At 60.0% G+C, this 16,845-nt stretch carries 22 protein-coding genes and 1 tRNA gene; 15 read left to right on the plus strand and 8 right to left on the minus strand.

Features of this window, described 5'->3' with window-relative positions; genetic code table 11:
• Nucleotides 1–30: 30 nt before the first annotated feature.
• Entirely contained in the window at nucleotides 31–606 is a 576-nt protein-coding gene (locus ACZ5ZS_RS02715) for a protoglobin domain-containing protein (protein ID WP_188596348.1), read from the minus strand.
• 595 nt (nucleotides 607–1,201) lie between these two features.
• Here ACZ5ZS_RS02715 and ACZ5ZS_RS02720 point away from each other — a divergent pair.
• The 5 genes from ACZ5ZS_RS02720 (at nucleotide 1,202) to cas6 (ending at nucleotide 3,674) form a co-directional block, all read left to right on the plus strand.
• Nucleotides 1,202–1,390: a chromatin protein Cren7 gene (locus ACZ5ZS_RS02720; protein WP_229657686.1), complete on the plus strand. Its 189-nt coding sequence runs from the start codon at nucleotides 1,202–1,204 to the stop codon at nucleotides 1,388–1,390.
• Between the two features lie 128 nt (nucleotides 1,391–1,518).
• A tRNA-Glu gene (locus ACZ5ZS_RS02725) sits at nucleotides 1,519–1,593 on the plus strand.
• Between the two features lie 77 nt (nucleotides 1,594–1,670).
• Entirely contained in the window at nucleotides 1,671–1,814 is a 144-nt protein-coding gene (locus ACZ5ZS_RS02730) for a hypothetical protein (protein ID WP_464858481.1), read from the plus strand.
• Nucleotides 1,815–1,858: 44 nt separating this feature from the next.
• Nucleotides 1,859–2,719 (plus strand): putative CRISPR-associated protein, encoded by an 861-nt coding sequence (locus tag ACZ5ZS_RS02735; protein WP_188596349.1) that lies wholly within the window; start codon nucleotides 1,859–1,861, stop codon nucleotides 2,717–2,719.
• A gap of 79 nt (nucleotides 2,720–2,798) precedes the next feature.
• Nucleotides 2,799–3,674 (plus strand): CRISPR system precrRNA processing endoribonuclease RAMP protein Cas6, encoded by an 876-nt coding sequence (cas6, locus tag ACZ5ZS_RS02740; protein ID WP_188596350.1) that lies wholly within the window; start codon nucleotides 2,799–2,801, stop codon nucleotides 3,672–3,674.
• Nucleotides 3,675–3,704: 30 nt separating this feature from the next.
• Here cas6 and ACZ5ZS_RS02745 read toward each other — a convergent pair whose 3' ends face one another.
• Complete coding sequence (locus ACZ5ZS_RS02745; protein WP_188596351.1) at nucleotides 3,705–4,880, minus strand: MFS transporter; 1,176 nt, start codon at nucleotides 4,878–4,880, stop codon at nucleotides 3,705–3,707.
• Between the two features lie 25 nt (nucleotides 4,881–4,905).
• Complete coding sequence (locus ACZ5ZS_RS02750; RefSeq protein WP_188596352.1) at nucleotides 4,906–5,286, minus strand: putative metallopeptidase; 381 nt, start codon at nucleotides 5,284–5,286, stop codon at nucleotides 4,906–4,908.
• A gap of 113 nt (nucleotides 5,287–5,399) precedes the next feature.
• On the opposite strand from ACZ5ZS_RS02750, the gene ACZ5ZS_RS02755 reads away from it, so the two are divergent.
• From ACZ5ZS_RS02755 to ACZ5ZS_RS02765, 3 genes are all read left to right on the plus strand, one after another.
• Nucleotides 5,400–5,843 (plus strand): pyrimidine dimer DNA glycosylase/endonuclease V, encoded by a 444-nt coding sequence (locus ACZ5ZS_RS02755; RefSeq protein WP_188596353.1) that lies wholly within the window; start codon nucleotides 5,400–5,402, stop codon nucleotides 5,841–5,843.
• 236 nt (nucleotides 5,844–6,079) lie between these two features.
• On the plus strand, nucleotides 6,080–7,054 hold the full coding sequence (locus ACZ5ZS_RS02760; RefSeq protein WP_188596354.1) for an NAD-dependent epimerase/dehydratase family protein: 975 nt from the start codon (nucleotides 6,080–6,082) through the stop codon (nucleotides 7,052–7,054).
• Between the two features lie 31 nt (nucleotides 7,055–7,085).
• Nucleotides 7,086–7,463: a universal stress protein gene (locus tag ACZ5ZS_RS02765; protein ID WP_188596355.1), complete on the plus strand. Its 378-nt coding sequence runs from the start codon at nucleotides 7,086–7,088 to the stop codon at nucleotides 7,461–7,463.
• A gap of 17 nt (nucleotides 7,464–7,480) precedes the next feature.
• Here ACZ5ZS_RS02765 and ACZ5ZS_RS02770 read toward each other — a convergent pair whose 3' ends face one another.
• On the minus strand, nucleotides 7,481–8,452 hold the full coding sequence (locus tag ACZ5ZS_RS02770) for a hypothetical protein (protein ID WP_188596356.1): 972 nt from the start codon (nucleotides 8,450–8,452) through the stop codon (nucleotides 7,481–7,483).
• Nucleotides 8,453–8,501: 49 nt separating this feature from the next.
• On the opposite strand from ACZ5ZS_RS02770, the gene ACZ5ZS_RS02775 reads away from it, so the two are divergent.
• Nucleotides 8,502–9,164, plus strand: a complete 663-nt coding sequence (locus ACZ5ZS_RS02775) for a hypothetical protein (protein ID WP_188596357.1) — start codon at nucleotides 8,502–8,504, stop codon at nucleotides 9,162–9,164.
• Between the two features lie 22 nt (nucleotides 9,165–9,186).
• Here the strand turns inward: ACZ5ZS_RS02775 and ACZ5ZS_RS02780 are convergent, their stop codons facing one another.
• Genes ACZ5ZS_RS02780 through ACZ5ZS_RS02790 form a run of 3 tightly spaced genes read right to left on the minus strand, consistent with a single transcriptional unit; the run spans nucleotide 9,187 to nucleotide 11,164 of the window.
• A complete protein-coding gene (locus ACZ5ZS_RS02780; RefSeq protein WP_188596358.1) occupies nucleotides 9,187–9,948 on the minus strand; it encodes an isopentenyl phosphate kinase in 762 nt (253 codons plus the stop codon).
• Entirely contained in the window at nucleotides 9,948–10,961 is a 1,014-nt protein-coding gene (locus ACZ5ZS_RS02785) for a polyprenyl synthetase family protein (RefSeq protein ID WP_188596359.1), read from the minus strand. Before ACZ5ZS_RS02785 ends, ACZ5ZS_RS02780 begins: the two co-directional genes overlap by 1 nt.
• The gene (locus tag ACZ5ZS_RS02790) at nucleotides 10,946–11,164 is read right to left on the minus strand and encodes a hypothetical protein (protein ID WP_188596360.1); all 219 of its coding nucleotides are present in this window, start codon (nucleotides 11,162–11,164) and stop codon (nucleotides 10,946–10,948) included. Before ACZ5ZS_RS02790 ends, ACZ5ZS_RS02785 begins: the two co-directional genes overlap by 16 nt.
• Before the next feature lie 332 nt (nucleotides 11,165–11,496).
• Here ACZ5ZS_RS02790 and ACZ5ZS_RS02795 point away from each other — a divergent pair, with 332 nt between their 5' ends.
• Genes ACZ5ZS_RS02795 through ACZ5ZS_RS02805 form a run of 3 tightly spaced genes read left to right on the plus strand, consistent with a single transcriptional unit; the run spans nucleotide 11,497 to nucleotide 13,614 of the window.
• Entirely contained in the window at nucleotides 11,497–12,396 is a 900-nt protein-coding gene (locus ACZ5ZS_RS02795; RefSeq protein WP_188596361.1) for a thiaminase II/PqqC family protein, read from the plus strand.
• Complete coding sequence (locus ACZ5ZS_RS02800; protein WP_188596362.1) at nucleotides 12,393–12,710, plus strand: TA0938 family protein; 318 nt, start codon at nucleotides 12,393–12,395, stop codon at nucleotides 12,708–12,710. The genes ACZ5ZS_RS02795 and ACZ5ZS_RS02800 overlap by 4 nt, the downstream gene beginning before the upstream one ends.
• 58 nt (nucleotides 12,711–12,768) lie before the next feature.
• Nucleotides 12,769–13,614 (plus strand): DUF92 domain-containing protein, encoded by an 846-nt coding sequence (locus ACZ5ZS_RS02805; protein ID WP_188596363.1) that lies wholly within the window; start codon nucleotides 12,769–12,771, stop codon nucleotides 13,612–13,614.
• Here ACZ5ZS_RS02805 and thiE read toward each other — a convergent pair.
• Nucleotides 13,592–14,206 (minus strand): thiamine phosphate synthase, encoded by a 615-nt coding sequence (gene thiE, locus ACZ5ZS_RS02810; RefSeq protein WP_188596364.1) that lies wholly within the window; start codon nucleotides 14,204–14,206, stop codon nucleotides 13,592–13,594. The genes ACZ5ZS_RS02805 and thiE overlap by 23 nt on opposite strands.
• Before the next feature lie 81 nt (nucleotides 14,207–14,287).
• On the opposite strand from thiE, the gene ACZ5ZS_RS02815 reads away from it, so the two are divergent.
• Genes ACZ5ZS_RS02815 through ACZ5ZS_RS02825 form a run of 3 tightly spaced genes read left to right on the plus strand, consistent with a single transcriptional unit; the run spans nucleotide 14,288 to nucleotide 16,758 of the window.
• Complete coding sequence (locus ACZ5ZS_RS02815; protein ID WP_188596365.1) at nucleotides 14,288–15,970, plus strand: MFS transporter; 1,683 nt, start codon at nucleotides 14,288–14,290, stop codon at nucleotides 15,968–15,970.
• Nucleotides 15,967–16,407, plus strand: a complete 441-nt coding sequence (locus ACZ5ZS_RS02820; RefSeq protein WP_188596366.1) for a MarR family winged helix-turn-helix transcriptional regulator — start codon at nucleotides 15,967–15,969, stop codon at nucleotides 16,405–16,407. The genes ACZ5ZS_RS02815 and ACZ5ZS_RS02820 overlap by 4 nt, the downstream gene beginning before the upstream one ends.
• 30 nt (nucleotides 16,408–16,437) lie before the next feature.
• A complete protein-coding gene (locus ACZ5ZS_RS02825) occupies nucleotides 16,438–16,758 on the plus strand; it encodes a hypothetical protein (RefSeq protein WP_188596367.1) in 321 nt (106 codons plus the stop codon).
• Nucleotides 16,759–16,845: the final 87 nt, after the last annotated feature.

Raw genomic sequence — 16,845 nt, forward strand, 5'->3', positions numbered from 1 at the left:
AATAGACAGTTTCGCGCGTGAATTAGCGACTCACGGTCTCCTCAATTGATCCGCTCTCATAGCAACTATGTTCCTCACCAGCCGAGGGTCGGCGCCGGCCTCCTCAGCGAATCCCTCCTCCATCAAGGCCTCATACCCGGCCACGGTGAGGGCTGCCCCGGTCACGGCGAGTTTGAGGAGGGCTTGGGAGACCTCCGAGACGGCTTGGGGAGGCAGTCTCCCGGATAGCAACTCCCCTACCCTCCCCACGAGCCACGCGTACATTGCCATCATCATGGAGTTCGTCACGCCGCGGCGGAAGTGAACAACCCCAACGAAGGCCTGCCACCTCCAATACCCCTCGTCGAAGGGCCCCCTCACCGTCCTCAACCACCAATCCCTCAACGTCGCCTCCCTCTCCGCCCTCTCCCCCTCCTTGAACACGGCGGCGGTGGCTGGGTGGGAGTAGAGGAGGTCATAGAAACCCCTCACCAATTCATCCGTGATAGCCTCAAGCTCTCTCGAGTATTTCCGTATTGCTTGGGCGTCCTCCTCTCCGAACCGGATCGGCGGGGGAATCTCGTCGAACACCGTTCTCACTGCTCGATTCAGAAGATCCAGCTCCATGTTGGGAAGCATTATTTGACATTTTTAAACTTTTTTACAAGTATTCAACTCCCTCAGTCTCTCAGCAGTTATTACTGAATCACAGCTCGTTGGTAGGGAATCGCATTTACAACTACGATTAACGCGTTGATGGGAAGGGAGGAGTGCTTGCTCATCATCCCGCGGTCTTTGATTCCGCGGTAAAATGGATGGCAGGCCTTGCCTTTCAAGGCGGGGCATAGATTTTAAACCTCTTTTGAAAATTGTAAGACAAGGTGTGTCTCCTCAAGGGGATTCCCGAGAGATCTCCACGTTCCTAGTCCCAGGGAATTAGAAGTGGATGACAACTCCTGGCTAGGGGTTGGTGAGGTGGTTTTTCTTGCTTTTTCGTTGTAAGGCGTGGCTCTCCGCTTTGGGGCGTATACGTTATGTAGGTGTTTTGGATGCTGTGCCGCATAGCTTTGTTTTAAGGCTGTATCGAGTCGGAAACATGCGGTTATTATCTACTGTATCCATATATACATATGTAGAAAGAGATTGATTATTATTGATCTCTGCATGATACCCCCATGATTACTTAATAAACCACATGGCCTCCTATCTAGTTGACCGGAATATGCCGGGAGTGAATACCCAGGAATACATGGGGAAGGAATACGAGGTCGAGTACGAGGGACACAAGTATAAGCTGAAGCCTCTGAAGGTTTGGGTCCTACAGCCGAGGGGAAGGAAGGGCATAGTGATAGGGCTCTTCCAGCTCCCCAACGGCAAGAAGATCAGGAAGGCAATAGGCAAAATAGAGTAATAAATGACCCACTGCGTAAAAAATCAAATCTTCAATACCCTATTTTTCCTCTCTCTTCTATGCTCGATAATCCCAGTTCTCCACGCGCACGGGAAAAAATTAAAACCCATAATAGGCGAAGGAACGAGGCCCCGGTAGTATAGCTCGGTCAAGTATGTGGGCCTTTCGAGCCTGCGACCCGGGTTCAAATCCCGGCCGGGGCATCATACATATTCACGATTGACGTTTTCGCTTCTTAGCAAATCAATTCCAGCTCCTCAACGAGCCTCCGGCATCATCCATGAATATAACCATCCCTCCATCATATTCCTCCAGCCCAGATGCATGCATCTTCAACTACATAGCGATCCTACCGATCCGACAGGGAGTTCAGTCATCCTCCATTTCGATTAGGGCGTCGAGGGGCTTGCCGCTCGTGTTTTAATTATGAATGAATAGATTTATATTACTCCTTCTGTTCTCTCCGGCATGAAGTTAGCTATTCTATCCACGGTAGGGACGAGCGTGTTGGGCAATATGGAGAAGACTGCCTCCTCCCTGGGCTTGGGCTCGGATGACCAGAACCTCTTGAAGGAAAGGCCGAGCCAGTGGGGGACAAGCGATGAGAGGCAGTCCAGGATTAGGAATAGGATAGTTAATGGTGACCCCCTCTTCGAGGCGGCGAAGAAGGCGGTGGCGGATGCTCCTCAGGAAATGAGCGCGGAGCTGAACGCCGTGATGGGGTACCTATCCGGCTTCCAGGCGAGGACCGCCATAGAGGAGGTGGAGCTGTACCTATACCCCACCGACACGGCCACGTCACTATTCTGCGCGAGGGCAATTCAGGAGTACATAAAGACCGGGAACTTGGGGCGGAGAACCGGCCTCCCCCTGGGGACCACCATTAATGTTAACGATCCGATCACCCTACGTGGCTTCTCAAGGTTCGGCGACGAGACTAACTTCAACGATGGCCTCACCGATCTCCTGGATAAGGTGGCCAGGCTAATAACTAGCAAGAGAAGGGATGGCTATAAGGTGGTGGCCAACCCAACCGGGGGCTTCAAGGCGGAGACAGCTTACTTCACGTTGATAGCTATGCTGGCCGGGGCGTGGCGCATAATATACATGCATGAAAGCATGAAGCAAGTCGTAGAGTTGCCCAGCCTCCCCATAACCCTGGATCACATGTACGCGGAGGAACTGAAACGCCTCGGGGAGTCCAAGATCCCCGCGTCGGCGGCGAGGCAGTTGGTGGACTTGAATGACTTGAAGGAGCGCCTCCTGGTCGCGGAGGAGGACGGCATGGTGAAGGTTAACGAGTGGGCCAGGAAATTGATTGAGTATTGATAGAGGGCATGATCCGTGCCTTCCTGCGGCGTCATGGCTTGAGCGGTCATATTTATAAGAGGGAGAGCCATTGCCCGGCGTGTTCACGCTGATAAGGGCGTCGTTCACGTTAATCCCGTCCAGGGACTTGATTGCCCAACCCATCACCTCCAAGGTGGTGAAGCAGGTGATACTGAGGAAGGCGAGGCCAGGCTCCATCCTCCACAAGCTGCTGGCTGACGACTCGCCCATCTCCCGCGCGCCGGAGAAGCCGGTCAAGATGAGCATGATAAGCAGGGCCGGCCGCCCCCTCTGGAACTGGGTAGGGGGCTACCCCGTCGTGTTGAGGGGAGGGGAGGAGTACGGCTTCGACGTGGTGTACGTGGACTCCCCCATCGCCGAGAAGCGGTTAGGGCTGGGGGAGGGCGTGGCGGGGAGGGTGATTGAGGAGTTGACAGGGCTGGAGGGCAGGTCAGCCGTGTACGGCTCGGGCGAGGCCACCATATCGCTGACCAGCATCACCGCGGTGTCCTCCGACCAACTGGGCGCTGACCTGCGGGGAAGCGGAGTGAGGCTGGAGTTCCAAACCCCCACGCTGCTCCAGTACCCCAAGCCGAGCAGGCTGAGGATAAGGGAGAGCGTGCACTCGCTCTACCCAACCCCCCACCTCCTCATAATGAACCTCGCCCAGAAGTGGGAGATGTACGAAAGCGGGAAGCGGCCCGTGGGCATCCCCGCCTACATCCCCTTCGAGTTGAGGGAGGTGGATCACGGCATAAGGCCCATAACCATTCCCCTCAACGGCGTGGGGGAGAGGGGATTCACCGGCTGGGCCGTGTACCGGCTCGCCGCCGCCAGCCAGGAAAGGCTGGGGAGCTACCTTCGACTGCTCCACATGGCAACGTTCACAGGCGTGGGGCACTCCACCTCCCTCGGCCTGGGCCAGGTAGCCCTATCCATGCTGAACCACGCGTGACGCCAATTAACGGCGGCGATCCCAGCCCCATCACACTCGTATACTGGATAGGGCCTTGAACCTAGGCCACAGCAGGTTGATAAGCATCAACACGGCGCCCAGGAATAGGAAGGCCCCCCTCAACGTGACCGCGCTTATCAGCAATCCCCCCACTGCGCCGGACGCGAAAGTGGCCGTCAGGGCGAAAGTGTTGAACGCTCCCTGCGCCCTCGCCATCATGTCCCTCGGGATCGCCTTGAGCATCGCCGCGCTGCTCACCACGTTAACCACCCCAATCCCCACCCCAATCACCGCCGCCGGCGCCACGTCAAGGAAAACATTGCTGGACGCGCCTATCGCGATGGCGGCCAGCCCTATGGAGACCATGCACGCGGTCCAAATCGCCCCCACGCTCCCCCTGACCCGGGACGCCGCCGCGGAGCCCGCTATGGACCCCGCCATTATGGTGAAGAGCAGCATGCTCATGTATATGGGCGGCAAGCCGAGCCTCACCTGTATGAGGTCCGTGAACAGCACGCCGGACATGCCGAACACTAGGTTAGCTATTAGCCCGACCACCATTAATTCCCGCAGGAAGGCGCTCTCCCTAACGAACCTAACCCCCTCCCTCACCGAGGCCCCGGCATCCATTGATGAGGCGGAGCCGGGCGGGGCCCTCACGGCGGCGAGGGGTATCAGGGAGGCGGCCAGCACGGCGGCTAGGACCGCCATGGAGCGGGCGTAGCCCAGGCCAAGCAGCAGGCCGGGAATCCCGAAGCCCAGAGCCTCGGCGAGGGACCCCACGGCGTTATAGGCCCCGCTCCCCGCCTTATACTCCCCCTCCCCCAGCAACTCCTTGCTCCACACAGCCCTCACTGAGTTGAGGACGTCCGACGTGAACCCGACGAGGAAGGCCGCCGCGTACGATGCAGCGACGACGCCTATAGCCGGCCCCGCCTCCACGGCCAGCGACAGCGGGATCAAGGCAGCGGCCCTAACCGCCGAGGCGGCCGCGGCGATGAGCTTCCTCCGCCGCAGCCTATCCACCGCCGCCCCCACGAAGAAGCTGGCCATTAATGGGAGGGACAGCATGCCATCCCCCAACCCCGCCAGGACGGGGGAGCCCGTGAAGTGGAGCAGTATCCAGATGATCATTAAGTCGAAGGCGGACACGCCAAGCCTCGACAAGCCCATCTCAGCCACGAGGAACTTGAAGCTACTATCCACTCCTCCCCGCCTCCCTTCAACGCCTTTAAACTCTTCCATCCCTGCACATTGCCTCCACCCGCCTCCTCATTCGATTCATTGCCTTGAAGGCGGGGCTGGAGTGATTCCTCAACCCCCCACTCATGCTGGGCGGTATGTGGAGGAGCTCGTGGAGCACGACCCAAGCCCTCCCAGCGCAGTCCAGATGATCGAATCGCTCAGCGATGACCTCCACCACGTAGAGGACGCCGGGGTTCAGGACGAATCGCCATTGGGACGGCGTGCCCAGCGTCCTGGCCACGGCGCGGCTCCGCGACCCGCGGCTCCTGATGAACGCCACCCTCCCCAGGTCCAGGCCGAGCCCGAACTCCTCATTCAACTTAACCGCCACTGCGGCCACGTCCAGCGCAGCCTCGAAGCGAAGCATGGAGAATCAATCGTTAGCCCCCTCCTTTTATCCATTGTGACGAGGAAGGCCCGGGCCGGTGGGTGGGGTGGGAGGGGAGCAATGCATAATTTTCTGGGCCAGCGGAGCGACGCGTGAGGTTGTGGTCCATACACCCGGAGTACCTGGACGCCAGGGGATTGCTGGGGCTGTGGAGGGAGGCGTTGCTGGCTCAAAGCGTGCTGCTGAATGAAAGCGTAGGGACAAATGGGTACAGGAACCACCCCCAATTGATCAGGTTCAAGGAATCGAGGGACCCCATTCTTTCAATTGGAACCTACCTTCACCACGTTCACGCCGAGGGGGAAAGGAGGGGGTACAGGTTCGACAAGTCAAGGATAGAGAGGTACGACGAGGGATTGAGACTGCCCGTGAAGAGAGGGCAAGTGGATTACGAGTTCAACCACCTACTGGGAAAGTTACGGGAGAGGGACAGGGGGAAGTATGAGCAACTAAAGGGCATGAAAAACATCAAGCCCCACCCCCTGTTCTACATAGTGGAGGGAGGAATAGAGAAATGGGAAAAAACCAAGCATTAACGGAAGTAATCCCCCTCCCTTCCCCTCCCTCCTCCCATTTCGCGTTCAGTCGGGATTGATTTTTGCTTCGTTTTGGTGGAGGGAAATGTTTAAATATGCGTGACCAATTTTTGGACACGCAGTAATCTTACCAACCCCCCACTAGTTGCCAGCGCGTTACCAGAAATTGGACACGCTATAGGTAACGTCCCCTCCCCCGCAATAATCGTTATTAATCTCGGCGTGCCTGGCCCGTCATGTCCATAGTTGTGACTGGGGGCGCCGGCTTCATTGGTTCCCACGCGGTCGACGCCTTGCTGGACATGGGCTTCTCGGTCAAGGTGCTGGACAACTTCAGCAGCGGCAGGATGGAGAACCTGACCCACCGCTCCGGGGATCCGAGGCTTTCAATAGTGAAGATGGACTTGAAGGATGGCTCGGCCCTCCCCGAGGCGTTGAGAGGGGCGTCCGCCGTATTCCACTTCGCCGCCAACCCGGAGGTGAGGGTGAGCACCACAAACCCCGACGTGCACTTCAGGGAGAACGTGGTGGCCACGTTCAACTTGCTGGAGGCAATGAGGCGCGCAGACGTGGGGGAGCTGGTCTTCGCCTCCTCCAGCAGCGTGTACGGCGAGCCGGAGCGGATACCGGTGGGTGAGGACGCGCCGATTCGCCCCGTCTCCGTGTACGGCGCGAGCAAGGCGTCCGGCGAGAACTTGATCCACGCCTACTCCAGGCTGTACGGGATCAAGGCGGTTGCGATGAGGTACGCCAACGTGGCTGGCCCAAGGCTGAGGCATGGCGTGGTGCCCGACCTCATGTTGAAGCTCGCCAAGAACCCGAGGCAGTTGGAGATACTGGGCGACGGCACGCAGGTGAGGAGCTACATATACGTGGGCGACGCGGTGGAGGCCACCGTGTTGGCGTGGCGGCGCGGCGGGTCGGGCTTCGAGGCCTTCAATGTTGGCTCGGAGGACTGGGTCACGGTCAACGACATAGCCAAGCTCATAGTGGAGTCCCTCGGCCTGGAGGGTAGGGTGGAGTTCACCTACAAGCCCCTCCTGCACGGCGTGGGGTGGCCCGGCGACGTTAAGAGGATAGCCCTCAGCATCGATAAGCTTAAGGCGCTGGGCTTCAAGCCCAGGCACAACAGCGTGGAGTCCCTTCGATTAACTATAGAAGCGCTCCGCGGGGAGCTGGGGCTGGCCCGGGGAGGGCATGGCTCGGCATAAAGGTTTATAACTGGTCCCCGCCCGCCTCCCTATGGTTGATGAACCCAGCTACGAGGTGTCGTTTGGATTGAGGCAAGTGGCGGCCGTGCTGGACGGCTCCAAGGCGTCGCTGCGGGCATTGTCCGTGCTGAAGGACTTCGCCCAGAGATACGGCTCCAGGCTGGTGTTGATATACAACGGTGGGGACGAGGAGTTCGTCTCCATGGTGAGGGAGTCCCTGGAGAGGAGCGGCGTGAATTACTCCCTGGAGAGGGCGGAGGACCCCATGGATTACCTGAGGAGGAAGGCCCCCGACCTCATCCTGATACCGCTGGAGGGACGCACGGGCCCGGACGCGCTTGAGGCTGCTGGACCCATACTGGCCGCGCTGGCGTACACGGAGTCAAGCATAATGGTGCTGAGGTACTAGGCCCCCGATTCTATTCTTCACATACCATTGATGGCGTTTGCGGCCACCTTTAACGCCCTCAACTTGGCCAGGGACACCTCGTAGGCATCCTCCACGCTGCCCGTCTCAGTCCTGAGGGAGCCGAAGCCGCAGTCGGGCTTCAAGGCGAACACCCTCTCCCTCCCCACCTTATCCATTATCTTGCCGGCCAGCCGCGTTATGGAGCCAGCGTCCTCCACCTCCGCTCTCCTGGAGGACACCACCCCCACGGCGAGCCTCTTGTCCCCAATCAAGTCGAGGGAGAGGTAGCCCACGTTCTCCGGCGAGTCGGCGTACTCATTATCGAGCAGGTTAACCCTCTCCAACCTACCCAGTATCCCGAACACCTTTGGATTCAGCCTCCCGCACACGTGGATCCCCCTAAGCCTCACGCCCACCCCGGCGTACGCCTCGTCCACCACTTGAACTACCTCGTCGTCGGAGTAATTGAACAAATTGCGCCTGGCCCCCACCATTGTTCCTATTATGGGCTCGTCCACGTTGACGTAATTCACCCCCAGCTCCTCTAAGCGCCTCAACACGGCGTTCACGTACCTAGCCATGAAGTGAACCGCCTCCCTATCCCCCAGCGCGGAGTCCATTATGTTCGTGGTGCCGGGCCTCTTGAAGGTGAAGCTGGAGAGAGTGAATGGCCCCGTAACGCAAGCCCTCAACCCCCTCCCCCCGCCGCTCAACTCCCTCCACTCCTCGAGGGACTCCATTATGGGTTGAACAGCCTCGTCCACGTTGGGCATCCTCAGCTCCCCCGTCAAGACGAACCTCCCCCCCACGACCTCCAACCCCCCGCTCCTCGCCAGGGGGGCGAGGAACATGTCTATGAAATTGATCAATTGAGGGTAGTTGGGCCAGTCAATGCCTATCCCCGCCACGTCCCTCAACACCCTCCTCACGTTATCCCTGCTGTGCGGGAGGGGGAAGGAACCCGTGTAAGTTGTCAATACCTCCTCCACGCGGCCGAATTGGGGCAAGACTTATTAAGCTTTCCTGGATTGAGGATCGATGAGCGGCAAGAAGAGGAGCGGCAAGTCTAGGAGGAACCGCAAGTTCTTCATAATAGCGTTGCTGGCGATAGTGGTGGCGGAGGTGGGCTATATATCCGCCATGCTGCTGCCGGCGCTGGAGTCGAGGCCTACGGCTGTGCAGCAGGGATTCAACTCCCTAGCGCTTATGGAGGAGACGCTCATAAACATATCCTCCACGCAGCCCACCCTGGTCAACCCGGCCCCATACATAAATAGGACCACGCTCATATTCGTCACCATCCCAACCACCAGCGGGTGCTTCGCCCCAGTCACCACGCTGAACTCCCTGGCCAAGAGCGGGTACGGAGTTATACTGGTTCTCATGAACCCCTACGGCCTACAGCCAATACTGGGGGGAAGCCAGTTAGTGACGTCCCTAAGCAACATGCAGCTCTCCTGCGGCGCCTCCCCGAGCAGCGGCGTGCTTCTCGCCTCCGCCTACTGGGTCACGCCCACCGCCAATCAACTCCCCATAGGCTTGGTGAACGCTACTCAACCCCTCGTGAAGATAAACATCAACGACCTCAACCCCTACATGCCGCTGGCCATAGCGTCCTACGGCAACGGGACAGTGAAGGGAGTCGTGTATGGCCCACAGGCGTTGAACGGCACAGTAGTGCAGAAGCTCGTCGAGAACTAGCCGGGGCAGGTTGGGAAGCCCCTTACAGAGCCAGCTCCGTGCACTTGGGCGGCTCCCCTCCCCCCACGACGGCCTCCAGCGACTCCAGGTCCCTTATGGAGCATAGAAACACCCTAGCCCCCGCCTCCACAATGCCCCAAGCGTGCCTCAGCTTGCCCGAGAGGCCCCCCGTCACGTCTATCCCTTCTCCCCCCACCCTCACCGAGTCCTCCCCCCTCGCCAGCCTCCTCAAGAGCCTCCCCCTCCCCGGCCCCTCGGAGTACACGCCGTCCACATCCATCAGGAACAGGGCCGCCCTGGGCCTCAGGAGGCGGGCCAGGGCCTCCGCTATGGCGTCGCCGCTTATTATGGAGAAGCCCAGCTCCGAGTCCCTCACCACGTCGCCGTGAAGCATGGGCACGGCCCCCCTCCTCATCGCGTCCAAGATGGGTTCGGCGTCGGCCAGCACCGCCCTGCCCCCCTCAGCCCTGAAGGCGTCCCCCGTCCTAACGTAGTACGCCGCCACTCCCCCCTTGGCGAGCTCTATGGTTATTGCGTGGCTCAGCATCTCGAGGGCGGCAGTGGTAAGCGCCACCCCTATCAACTGACCCTCGTCCCTCACCCCGCCCCCCAGCCCGTACGCCTTGGCTATGGGGTGGGCGAAGGACCCTCCCCCGTGTATTAGCACCACCTCCTCCCCGCTCCTCCTTATGAGCCGGGCCAGGGGCTGGATCGGGGCTAGGTCCAGGCTAAGGGGCCTGGATTTATCCGTTACGGCGGATCCTCCTATCTTTATTATCAACATCAGTATTCTCTATACACGATAAACTTGGCCAGCTCTATTAAGTTTTCCTTCCCCTCCCCCTCAGGCACGCCCTCCATCGCCTTCAACCCCCTCTCCATGTATTGACTAGCCATGGATAGGGCCCTGGACCGCGCGTTGGTGGAGCTCATCAGCTCAATCGCGCGCTTCACGTCCCCCTCCCCCACCTCCGGCTTCCCTATTATATCCATCAACTCCCTCCTGCCCTCCAGCACTGAGAGCAGAATCACTATGTTCCCCATCTTATGCTCCTTCACGTCCTTCCCCACCTCCTTCCCGAACTTCTTAACGTCGCCGAACACGTCAAGCACGTCATCTATTATCTGGAAAGCCATGCCCACGTTGAGCCCGAACTCCCCCATCGCGTTCAGGCACGCGGCGTCGCCGCCGGCGGAGTTGGCCCCCATCCAGGCGGCGAACCTTATGAGCTCCGCAGTCTTCATTCTTATCATGGTCAAGTACCTATCCAGCAAGTCGGGCGTGGCCTCCCTTACCAGGTGATCAACGAAGTACGGGTCCGTCCTGCCGCTGTGCTCCATGAGTATGTCCAACCGCTCCCCCTCATCTATCGCCTTTATGGCCTTCGCCGTGGCCCTGGCCACCTCGGCTGGGTCCCTCGTCTCCAGCACTGCCTCCTCTATGGCTTCCCTGTACCAGATCCCTATGAGGATTGCCGCGTTATCCCCGTACTTCCTCCTAACCGTGGGCAACCCCCTCCTCAAGTCCCCCCTATCTATTATGTCGTCGTAGATGAGGGAGTAATTATGAATCAGCTCCACTATGGCGGCGTAGGGGAGCGCCTTGAAGGGATCCCCCCCGCACGCCTTGGCCGCCTCCATGGTCATGAGGGGCCGTATCCTCTTTCCCCCAGTCGCTACTTGGTACTTAACGGCGTCCAGGAACTCCGGCGATGCATCTATCGATAGATACTTGAGGAGCGCCTCATCTATCTCGCGGCCGTACCTCTCGTGTAGCCTCGTCAATATGTCCTGCATCGATCCTCGCTGAATGACGCATTTAAAAGCATTAACGCAGAAGCAATGAATGGCCTTACCCATTGATTCACCTCGCTGACCCACCTAGAAGGGACTTCCTTGAGGAGGGGGTCGCCGTCCACGGCCCCACCACTAGGCAAATAATACCGCTCGCCCAATCCCCCTCGTCCAGCTATGCCGCTCGCCTCCAACCAATTACCCATCCATCACGGGGAATTCATCCCCTGCCCTAGATGGGGATTTGGGGGCCGTGCGGTCTCTGAGCGGGGGCGTTGGTTAGGCATGTCCTAATTGGATCCCCCAGTGCCTCATCGATTCACGCCTCGCATGCCGAAGTCCCCATGAGCAAAACCCTCTTCACCTCGAAGAGGCTTGCCGCTCGTTTTGTCAGTGAATCACCCTAAATGCCATTGTTAAGAAACCGGCCATGCTTGAGAGGCGGTCCTGGGAGCGGCGAGGGGGAGGGGAGACCGGCTTCCCTCCTGAAGGGCACATTGATTCATTGACTTAAATATGGGAGACCGCGAGTAAGGCCATGCCGATTTGCCCGGCTTGCGGTTATAGATCGAGGAGTTGGGCCGACGTGGCCTCCCACATGTCATCCCGCGCGGGCGAGAGCGATGCGCGGCACGTTATGTGGCTCAACAGGAACTTGGGGCCCAGGGAGGTGGGGCCCGAGGAGCTGGGCGAGGCGCTGGAGGAGTTCTTCCGCGTCGAAAGCGGCTTGGCGGACTGGATAAGGACTAGATTCATCGAGAGGTTCTACGGCGAGAGGCCTCACCCGTTCATGGTTGCCATGCAGAGGCCCAGCAGGGGGGTGCTGCTTGGATACGTGCTGGAGCACCAGCACTTCCTGAGGAATTGGGCGAGGGTCCTCTCCCTGATAGTGTACAAGACGGATAAGGACGACGTGGCCAGGTACGAGTTGGAGAACATAGCAACGGAGTTCCTGGGCCGCGGGGACAAGCCGTCCCACTACGAGTTGTTGATCAGGATGGGGGAGAGCCTGGGGCTGGGGAGGAGCGAGATACTGAGCACTCCCCCGCTGCCCGCCACGTCGCACGCGCTCGGCACTTGGAGGAGGATAGTTGAGGAGAGGAGCTGGGTGGAGGCGATGGCGGCAATGCACTGCCTGGAGCTGGCGGCGGATAGATCATTACGGCGACGCGGGGCTAGGATGCATTACTTCAACGAGTCCATACTGGAGTCCGAGGAGTACCCGAGGGCCGTTAAGGACTTCTTGAGGGAGGGGTATGAGGCCGATGAGGCCCACGCCGGCCTCGCGCTGGAGTTGGTGGAGAGGTACGCAGAGGACCCGGAGGCCGTTCAAGTCACCGTGCTCGAGTCATTCGATGCCCTGTCCACCTACCTCACGGCGAGGCTGGAGAGGGGGGTTCAATTTGATCCTGGGCTGGCCAAGGTGATGGCGCCGTGAAGGCTCTCGTGAATGGGAGGGAGGCGGGCAGCAAGGAGATGGGGTGCGCGTTGTGCGGGGCCACGTGGGGGAATCACCACGAGGAGGTGGAGGGGGAGCGGCTCTTCTTCTGCTGCGACCTATGCGCGGCTGGGTTCAGGAGGACTGTGGAGGAGATAAAGCGGAGGACGGGCTGGGACTACATAGATGAGATACAGTTGGTGGGTAATTACCACGCGGGGAGGACCGTGACCGCGATCAGCGGAGGCAGGTCGGCCAGGTTCTACGTGAAGTTCAACGAGGACGCCGAGATAGAGACGTTCAGGGAGGAGTGAGGATGCGGGCATCTCCGATGCTTAAGTTTAAAACGCCCCCTTGAGCGGCATCAAGGCAATGCAGTACATCGCCTACTACTTCGCGATAGGCCTGGCCGCCTCCATCGCGTTAGCCCTCGCCGCCGTCAAGTTGAGGGTCATCAGGCGAAGCGCGGCCCTCGCCGCCGTCCTCATAGGCACGCTCATATCCCTCAGCGGCCCCTTCACCGTGGCCTTCTTCATAATCTTCCTCTTCCTATCAACCATAGTGACCAGGCTGGGGGCCGGGAGGAAGGTGGAGCTGGGGGTGGGGAGCGACTTGGAGGGCAGGACCTCCCGCCAAGTGCTTGCCGTAGGCATTGTGCCCGGCATCCTCAGCGCGGCCGTGGCCCTCCTGCCCAGCCGCTACCTAATGGACCTCCTCGTGATAGCAGTCGCGGCGTCCTCGGCAGATACCTGGGCAAGCGAGGTGGGGGTCCTCAGCAGGTCCCGGCCCCGCCTCATAACCAAGCCGTGGATCCGCCTCTCCCCCGGCACGTCCGGCGGCGTCACCGCCTTGGGGGAGCTTGGCTCCATGATGGGCTCCGCAGCAATGGTGCTGGCCGCCCTGGCCTTGACGGCGGCTGCCCCGCTCGCCGGCCCCGCCTACGCCTACACGTGGCTCACGGCCCCGCCGAGCGATTACCCCGCCCTCTGGGCCCTTGGGTACGTTGGTGAGGTGCTGGACAGCGTCCTAGGCGCTCTCCTCCAGCCCAAGTACTTCTGCCCCAAGTGCGGCGTGACCACGGATCAGAGGATACATCACTGCGGGGCGGAGACGATAAAGATAAGGTGGGGAGTGGTCACGAACGAGTTGGTCAACCTACTGGCCACCTCCGCCGTCCTGGCCCTCGCCGCCGTCCTCATCCATCCCATGCCTCCGTGAAGGCCTTGGCGGCCCGCACCGGGTCATCGGCGGCCAGCACCGCGGATATCACGGCCACCCCCCACGCGCCGGTCGCCCTTATGGCCGGCACGCTGTCCAGGGTCACGCCGCCTATGGCGTAGACGGGCACGCGCACTGCCTCCACCACCCTCCTCAGCCCATCCAGTCCAAGCACTTCATAGTCCGGCTTCGTGGGGCTGGGGAAGACGGCCCCGGCGCCCAGGTAATCAGCCCCCCTCCTCACCCCATCCACCGCCTCCTCCACGGAGCTGGCGCTGGCCCCCACTATTAGCCCGCCGAACCTGGCCCTCACCTCGTCCACAGGCGCATCCTCCGCCCCGACGTGGACGCCGTCCGCGTCGGCCAGCACCGCCACGTCCACCCTGTCATCCACTATGAGGAGGGCGCCGTGATCCCTGCACAGCCTCCCCACGGCCCTCGCCTCCTCGATCATCTCCCTAGTGGGCCCGCTCTTCCTCCTGTACTGGATTATCCTGGATCCTCCTTCCAGGAATATCCTGGCCGCCTCCAGGTGCGTCTTGGCCTTATAACCCGTGTCCGTTATGCCGTAGAGACCCCTTGGCAGTCGCATGATAGCTCCCAAAGGCGCGGGTTAATAAGTCGTTCACGCTTGGATTAAGTTTAAAAAATAAATAATAAATGGCTTAAGCTCATGGAGTATAAATGGACCGCGCTGTCCAACACCACCCTCGGGGTCTTGATGTCATCCATTAACGGCTCCATAGTTATGATATCCCTCCCCGCCATATTCAACGGGATACATATTAACCCCCTCACCTCTTTTCAGTACCTACTGTGGATATTGATGGGGTATAACATAGTGACCGCCACCCTCCTAGTCTCCTTCGGCCGCCTCTCCGACATGTATGGAAGGGTGAGGCTGTACAACATGGGCTTCGTGATATTCACAATAGGCTCCATCCTCCTCTCCCTAACCCCAGGCACGGGGGACGTGGGGGCCATGGAATTGATAATATTCAGGATAGTGCAGGCAGTGGGGGGAGCCTTCCTCTTCGCCAACAGCGCGGCCATAATAACGGATGCGTTCCCCTACAACGAGAGGGGGAAGGCCCTCGGCATAAACCAAGTCGCCGCGCTCGCCGGGTCCCTCGTGGGCCTGATACTGGGCGGCATACTGGCGCAGATAGACTGGAGGCTCGTCTTCCTGGTCAGCGTCCCAGTGGGCGTGTTCGGCACTGCCTGGAGCTACCTCAAGCTGCGCGAGCTCAGCAAGCCCAGGCCTCAGAGGATAGATTGGGCCGGCAACGCCGTGTTCGCGGTTGGCCTCACCCTTATACTGATAGGGGTGACCTACGGCTTGATGCCGTACGGCTCCTCCCAGATGGGGTGGGGCGATCCCTACGTCATGGCGGCCCTCACGGCGGGCGCCGCCCTCCTCGTCGCGTTTCCATTCGTGGAGAGGCGGGTGGAGGAGCCTATGTTCAGGCTGGAGCTGTTCAGGATAAGGATGTTCGCCGCCGCTAACGTGGCGGGGATGCTGAGGTCCATAGCGTACGGCGGAATAATGATAATGCTCATAATACTGCTGCAGGGAATATGGCTGCCCCTCCACGGGTACAGCTACGCGTCGACCCCCTTCTGGGCGGGCATATACATGATCCCAATGATGCTGGGCTTCGTTGCCATGGGGCCAATAAGCGGTTGGCTCTCGGATAGGTACGGCGCCAGGCTCCTCGCCACGCTGGGCATGGCCATAGTGGCCGCCTCCTTCATTGCTCTCTCCCTGCTCCCGTTCAACTTCGACTACGCGGAGTTCGCATCAATAATATTCATAATGGGGCTCGGGAGCGGCATGTTCGCCTCCCCCAACACCGCCTCGATAATGAACAGCGTGCCCCCGCAGCACAGGGGAGCCGCCTCCGGAATGCGGGCCACTCTGCAAAACACGGGTCAAACGGCGAGCCTGGCCCTATTCTTCACAATAATAATAATCGCGCTGAGCAATTACCTGCCCCCCGCCCTGTCCTCCGCCGTGACGTCCGCCGGCGCGCCCCAGCTCGCCCCAATACTGTCCCGCGTGCCGGTGACGGGGGCCCTCTTCTCCGCCTTCCTCGGCTACAACCCTGTTCAATCCATCCTCTCCACGCTGCCTCCGGTCCTAACTTCATCGCTGAGCCCCAGCGTGGTGGCTTACCTGACGAGCAAGACGTGGTTCCCAACCGTGATAGCGCCCCCCTTCATGACGTCCCTCAGGATCTCCTTCTACATAGGCGCTGCCCTCTCCGCTGCGGCGGCCCTGGCGTCGGCGTTGAGGGGTGAGAAATATATACACGAGGCCCAGGAGGCTGCCCTGAGGAGCAGGGATCCACAATGAAGGTAGAGGCGACGGACGTATATGGGAGCATAGTGAGGATATACAAGTTGCTGCACAGAAAGCTATCGGAGAGGATGGGTAACACGTCCCTCACGATACTCGACTTCTGGATATTGAAGAGCCTCAGGGAGGGCCCGAAGCCAATGGTGGAGCTGGCCAACTCCCTCTACGTGACCCAGGCTGCGGTGACGAACTCCGTGGACAGGCTAGAGCAGGGCGGGCTGGTGTCGCGGAGCAGGGATAAGAGGGATAGGCGCGTGAACATAATAAGCATAACGGAGAAGGGGGAGGAGTTCCTGGCCGGCATAGACGCCGCGTACAGGCAAGTGGCCTCAGCGTCCCTAAGCGAGCTCAGCCCGGAGGAGATGGCCGAGCTCTCCGCCCTCCTAAACAAGGTGCTGAAGGGCTTGCTCAAGGCCACGGGGGAGGGAGAGTAACCCCTTTCTATTAGCATAGGCAAGGCAGCATTGCACGCAGGTCCTCGGCTCGGCGACGTGTTGATGGCGCAGCTGCCCATCGCGTACACGTATGATGGGCACTCCTTCTACCCGCCGCTCACTGGAGTATACGTGGAGCCGCCTCAATTTGGATATTATTGCTATTCCAGCACGGCCACGTCCGTGGGGCCGGGGGGCACGGTGGTCGATTACACATGCGCGCCGCCGAATAGTTGGACAGGCTCCGTCTCCGCGTTCATAGGCTCCTCCCCCTCACTGTGCCGGGCGGGCCCGTCACGGTCAGCGTCACCGGCCCGAACAACTACTCCGCCTCCTGCTCCTTCCCCATGAAGCCCCACGAGCCCCTCTCGATAAGCACCCCCATAGATAGGATTATAAAAAGCCGCGAAGCTCGCCATGGTTGAGCAAAGCTTGTGA

The organism is Thermocladium modestius (assembly GCF_055398215.1).

Excerpts from the sequence above, each read along its gene's own strand:
- ACZ5ZS_RS02715 (WP_188596348.1), bottom strand. The coding sequence starts at position 606 with ATGGAGCTGGATCTTCTGAATCGAGCAGTGAGAACGGTGTTCGACGAG.
- ACZ5ZS_RS02720 (WP_229657686.1), top strand. The coding sequence starts at position 1,202 with ATGCCGGGAGTGAATACCCAGGAATACATGGGGAAGGAATACGAGGTC.
- ACZ5ZS_RS02730 (WP_464858481.1), top strand. The coding sequence starts at position 1,671 with ATGAATATAACCATCCCTCCATCATATTCCTCCAGCCCAGATGCATGC.
- ACZ5ZS_RS02735 (WP_188596349.1), top strand. The coding sequence starts at position 1,859 with ATGAAGTTAGCTATTCTATCCACGGTAGGGACGAGCGTGTTGGGCAAT.
- ACZ5ZS_RS02750 (WP_188596352.1), bottom strand. The coding sequence starts at position 5,286 with ATGCTTCGCTTCGAGGCTGCGCTGGACGTGGCCGCAGTGGCGGTTAAG.
- ACZ5ZS_RS02760 (WP_188596354.1), top strand. The coding sequence starts at position 6,080 with ATGTCCATAGTTGTGACTGGGGGCGCCGGCTTCATTGGTTCCCACGCG.
- ACZ5ZS_RS02765 (WP_188596355.1), top strand. The coding sequence starts at position 7,086 with ATGGTTGATGAACCCAGCTACGAGGTGTCGTTTGGATTGAGGCAAGTG.
- ACZ5ZS_RS02775 (WP_188596357.1), top strand. The coding sequence starts at position 8,502 with ATGAGCGGCAAGAAGAGGAGCGGCAAGTCTAGGAGGAACCGCAAGTTC.
- ACZ5ZS_RS02780 (WP_188596358.1), bottom strand. The coding sequence starts at position 9,948 with ATGTTGATAATAAAGATAGGAGGATCCGCCGTAACGGATAAATCCAGG.
- ACZ5ZS_RS02785 (WP_188596359.1), bottom strand. The coding sequence starts at position 10,961 with ATGCAGGACATATTGACGAGGCTACACGAGAGGTACGGCCGCGAGATA.
- ACZ5ZS_RS02790 (WP_188596360.1), bottom strand. The coding sequence starts at position 11,164 with ATGGGTAATTGGTTGGAGGCGAGCGGCATAGCTGGACGAGGGGGATTG.
- ACZ5ZS_RS02795 (WP_188596361.1), top strand. The coding sequence starts at position 11,497 with ATGCCGATTTGCCCGGCTTGCGGTTATAGATCGAGGAGTTGGGCCGAC.
- ACZ5ZS_RS02805 (WP_188596363.1), top strand. The coding sequence starts at position 12,769 with ATGCAGTACATCGCCTACTACTTCGCGATAGGCCTGGCCGCCTCCATC.
- thiE (WP_188596364.1), bottom strand. The coding sequence starts at position 14,206 with ATGCGACTGCCAAGGGGTCTCTACGGCATAACGGACACGGGTTATAAG.
- ACZ5ZS_RS02815 (WP_188596365.1), top strand. The coding sequence starts at position 14,288 with ATGGAGTATAAATGGACCGCGCTGTCCAACACCACCCTCGGGGTCTTG.
- ACZ5ZS_RS02820 (WP_188596366.1), top strand. The coding sequence starts at position 15,967 with ATGAAGGTAGAGGCGACGGACGTATATGGGAGCATAGTGAGGATATAC.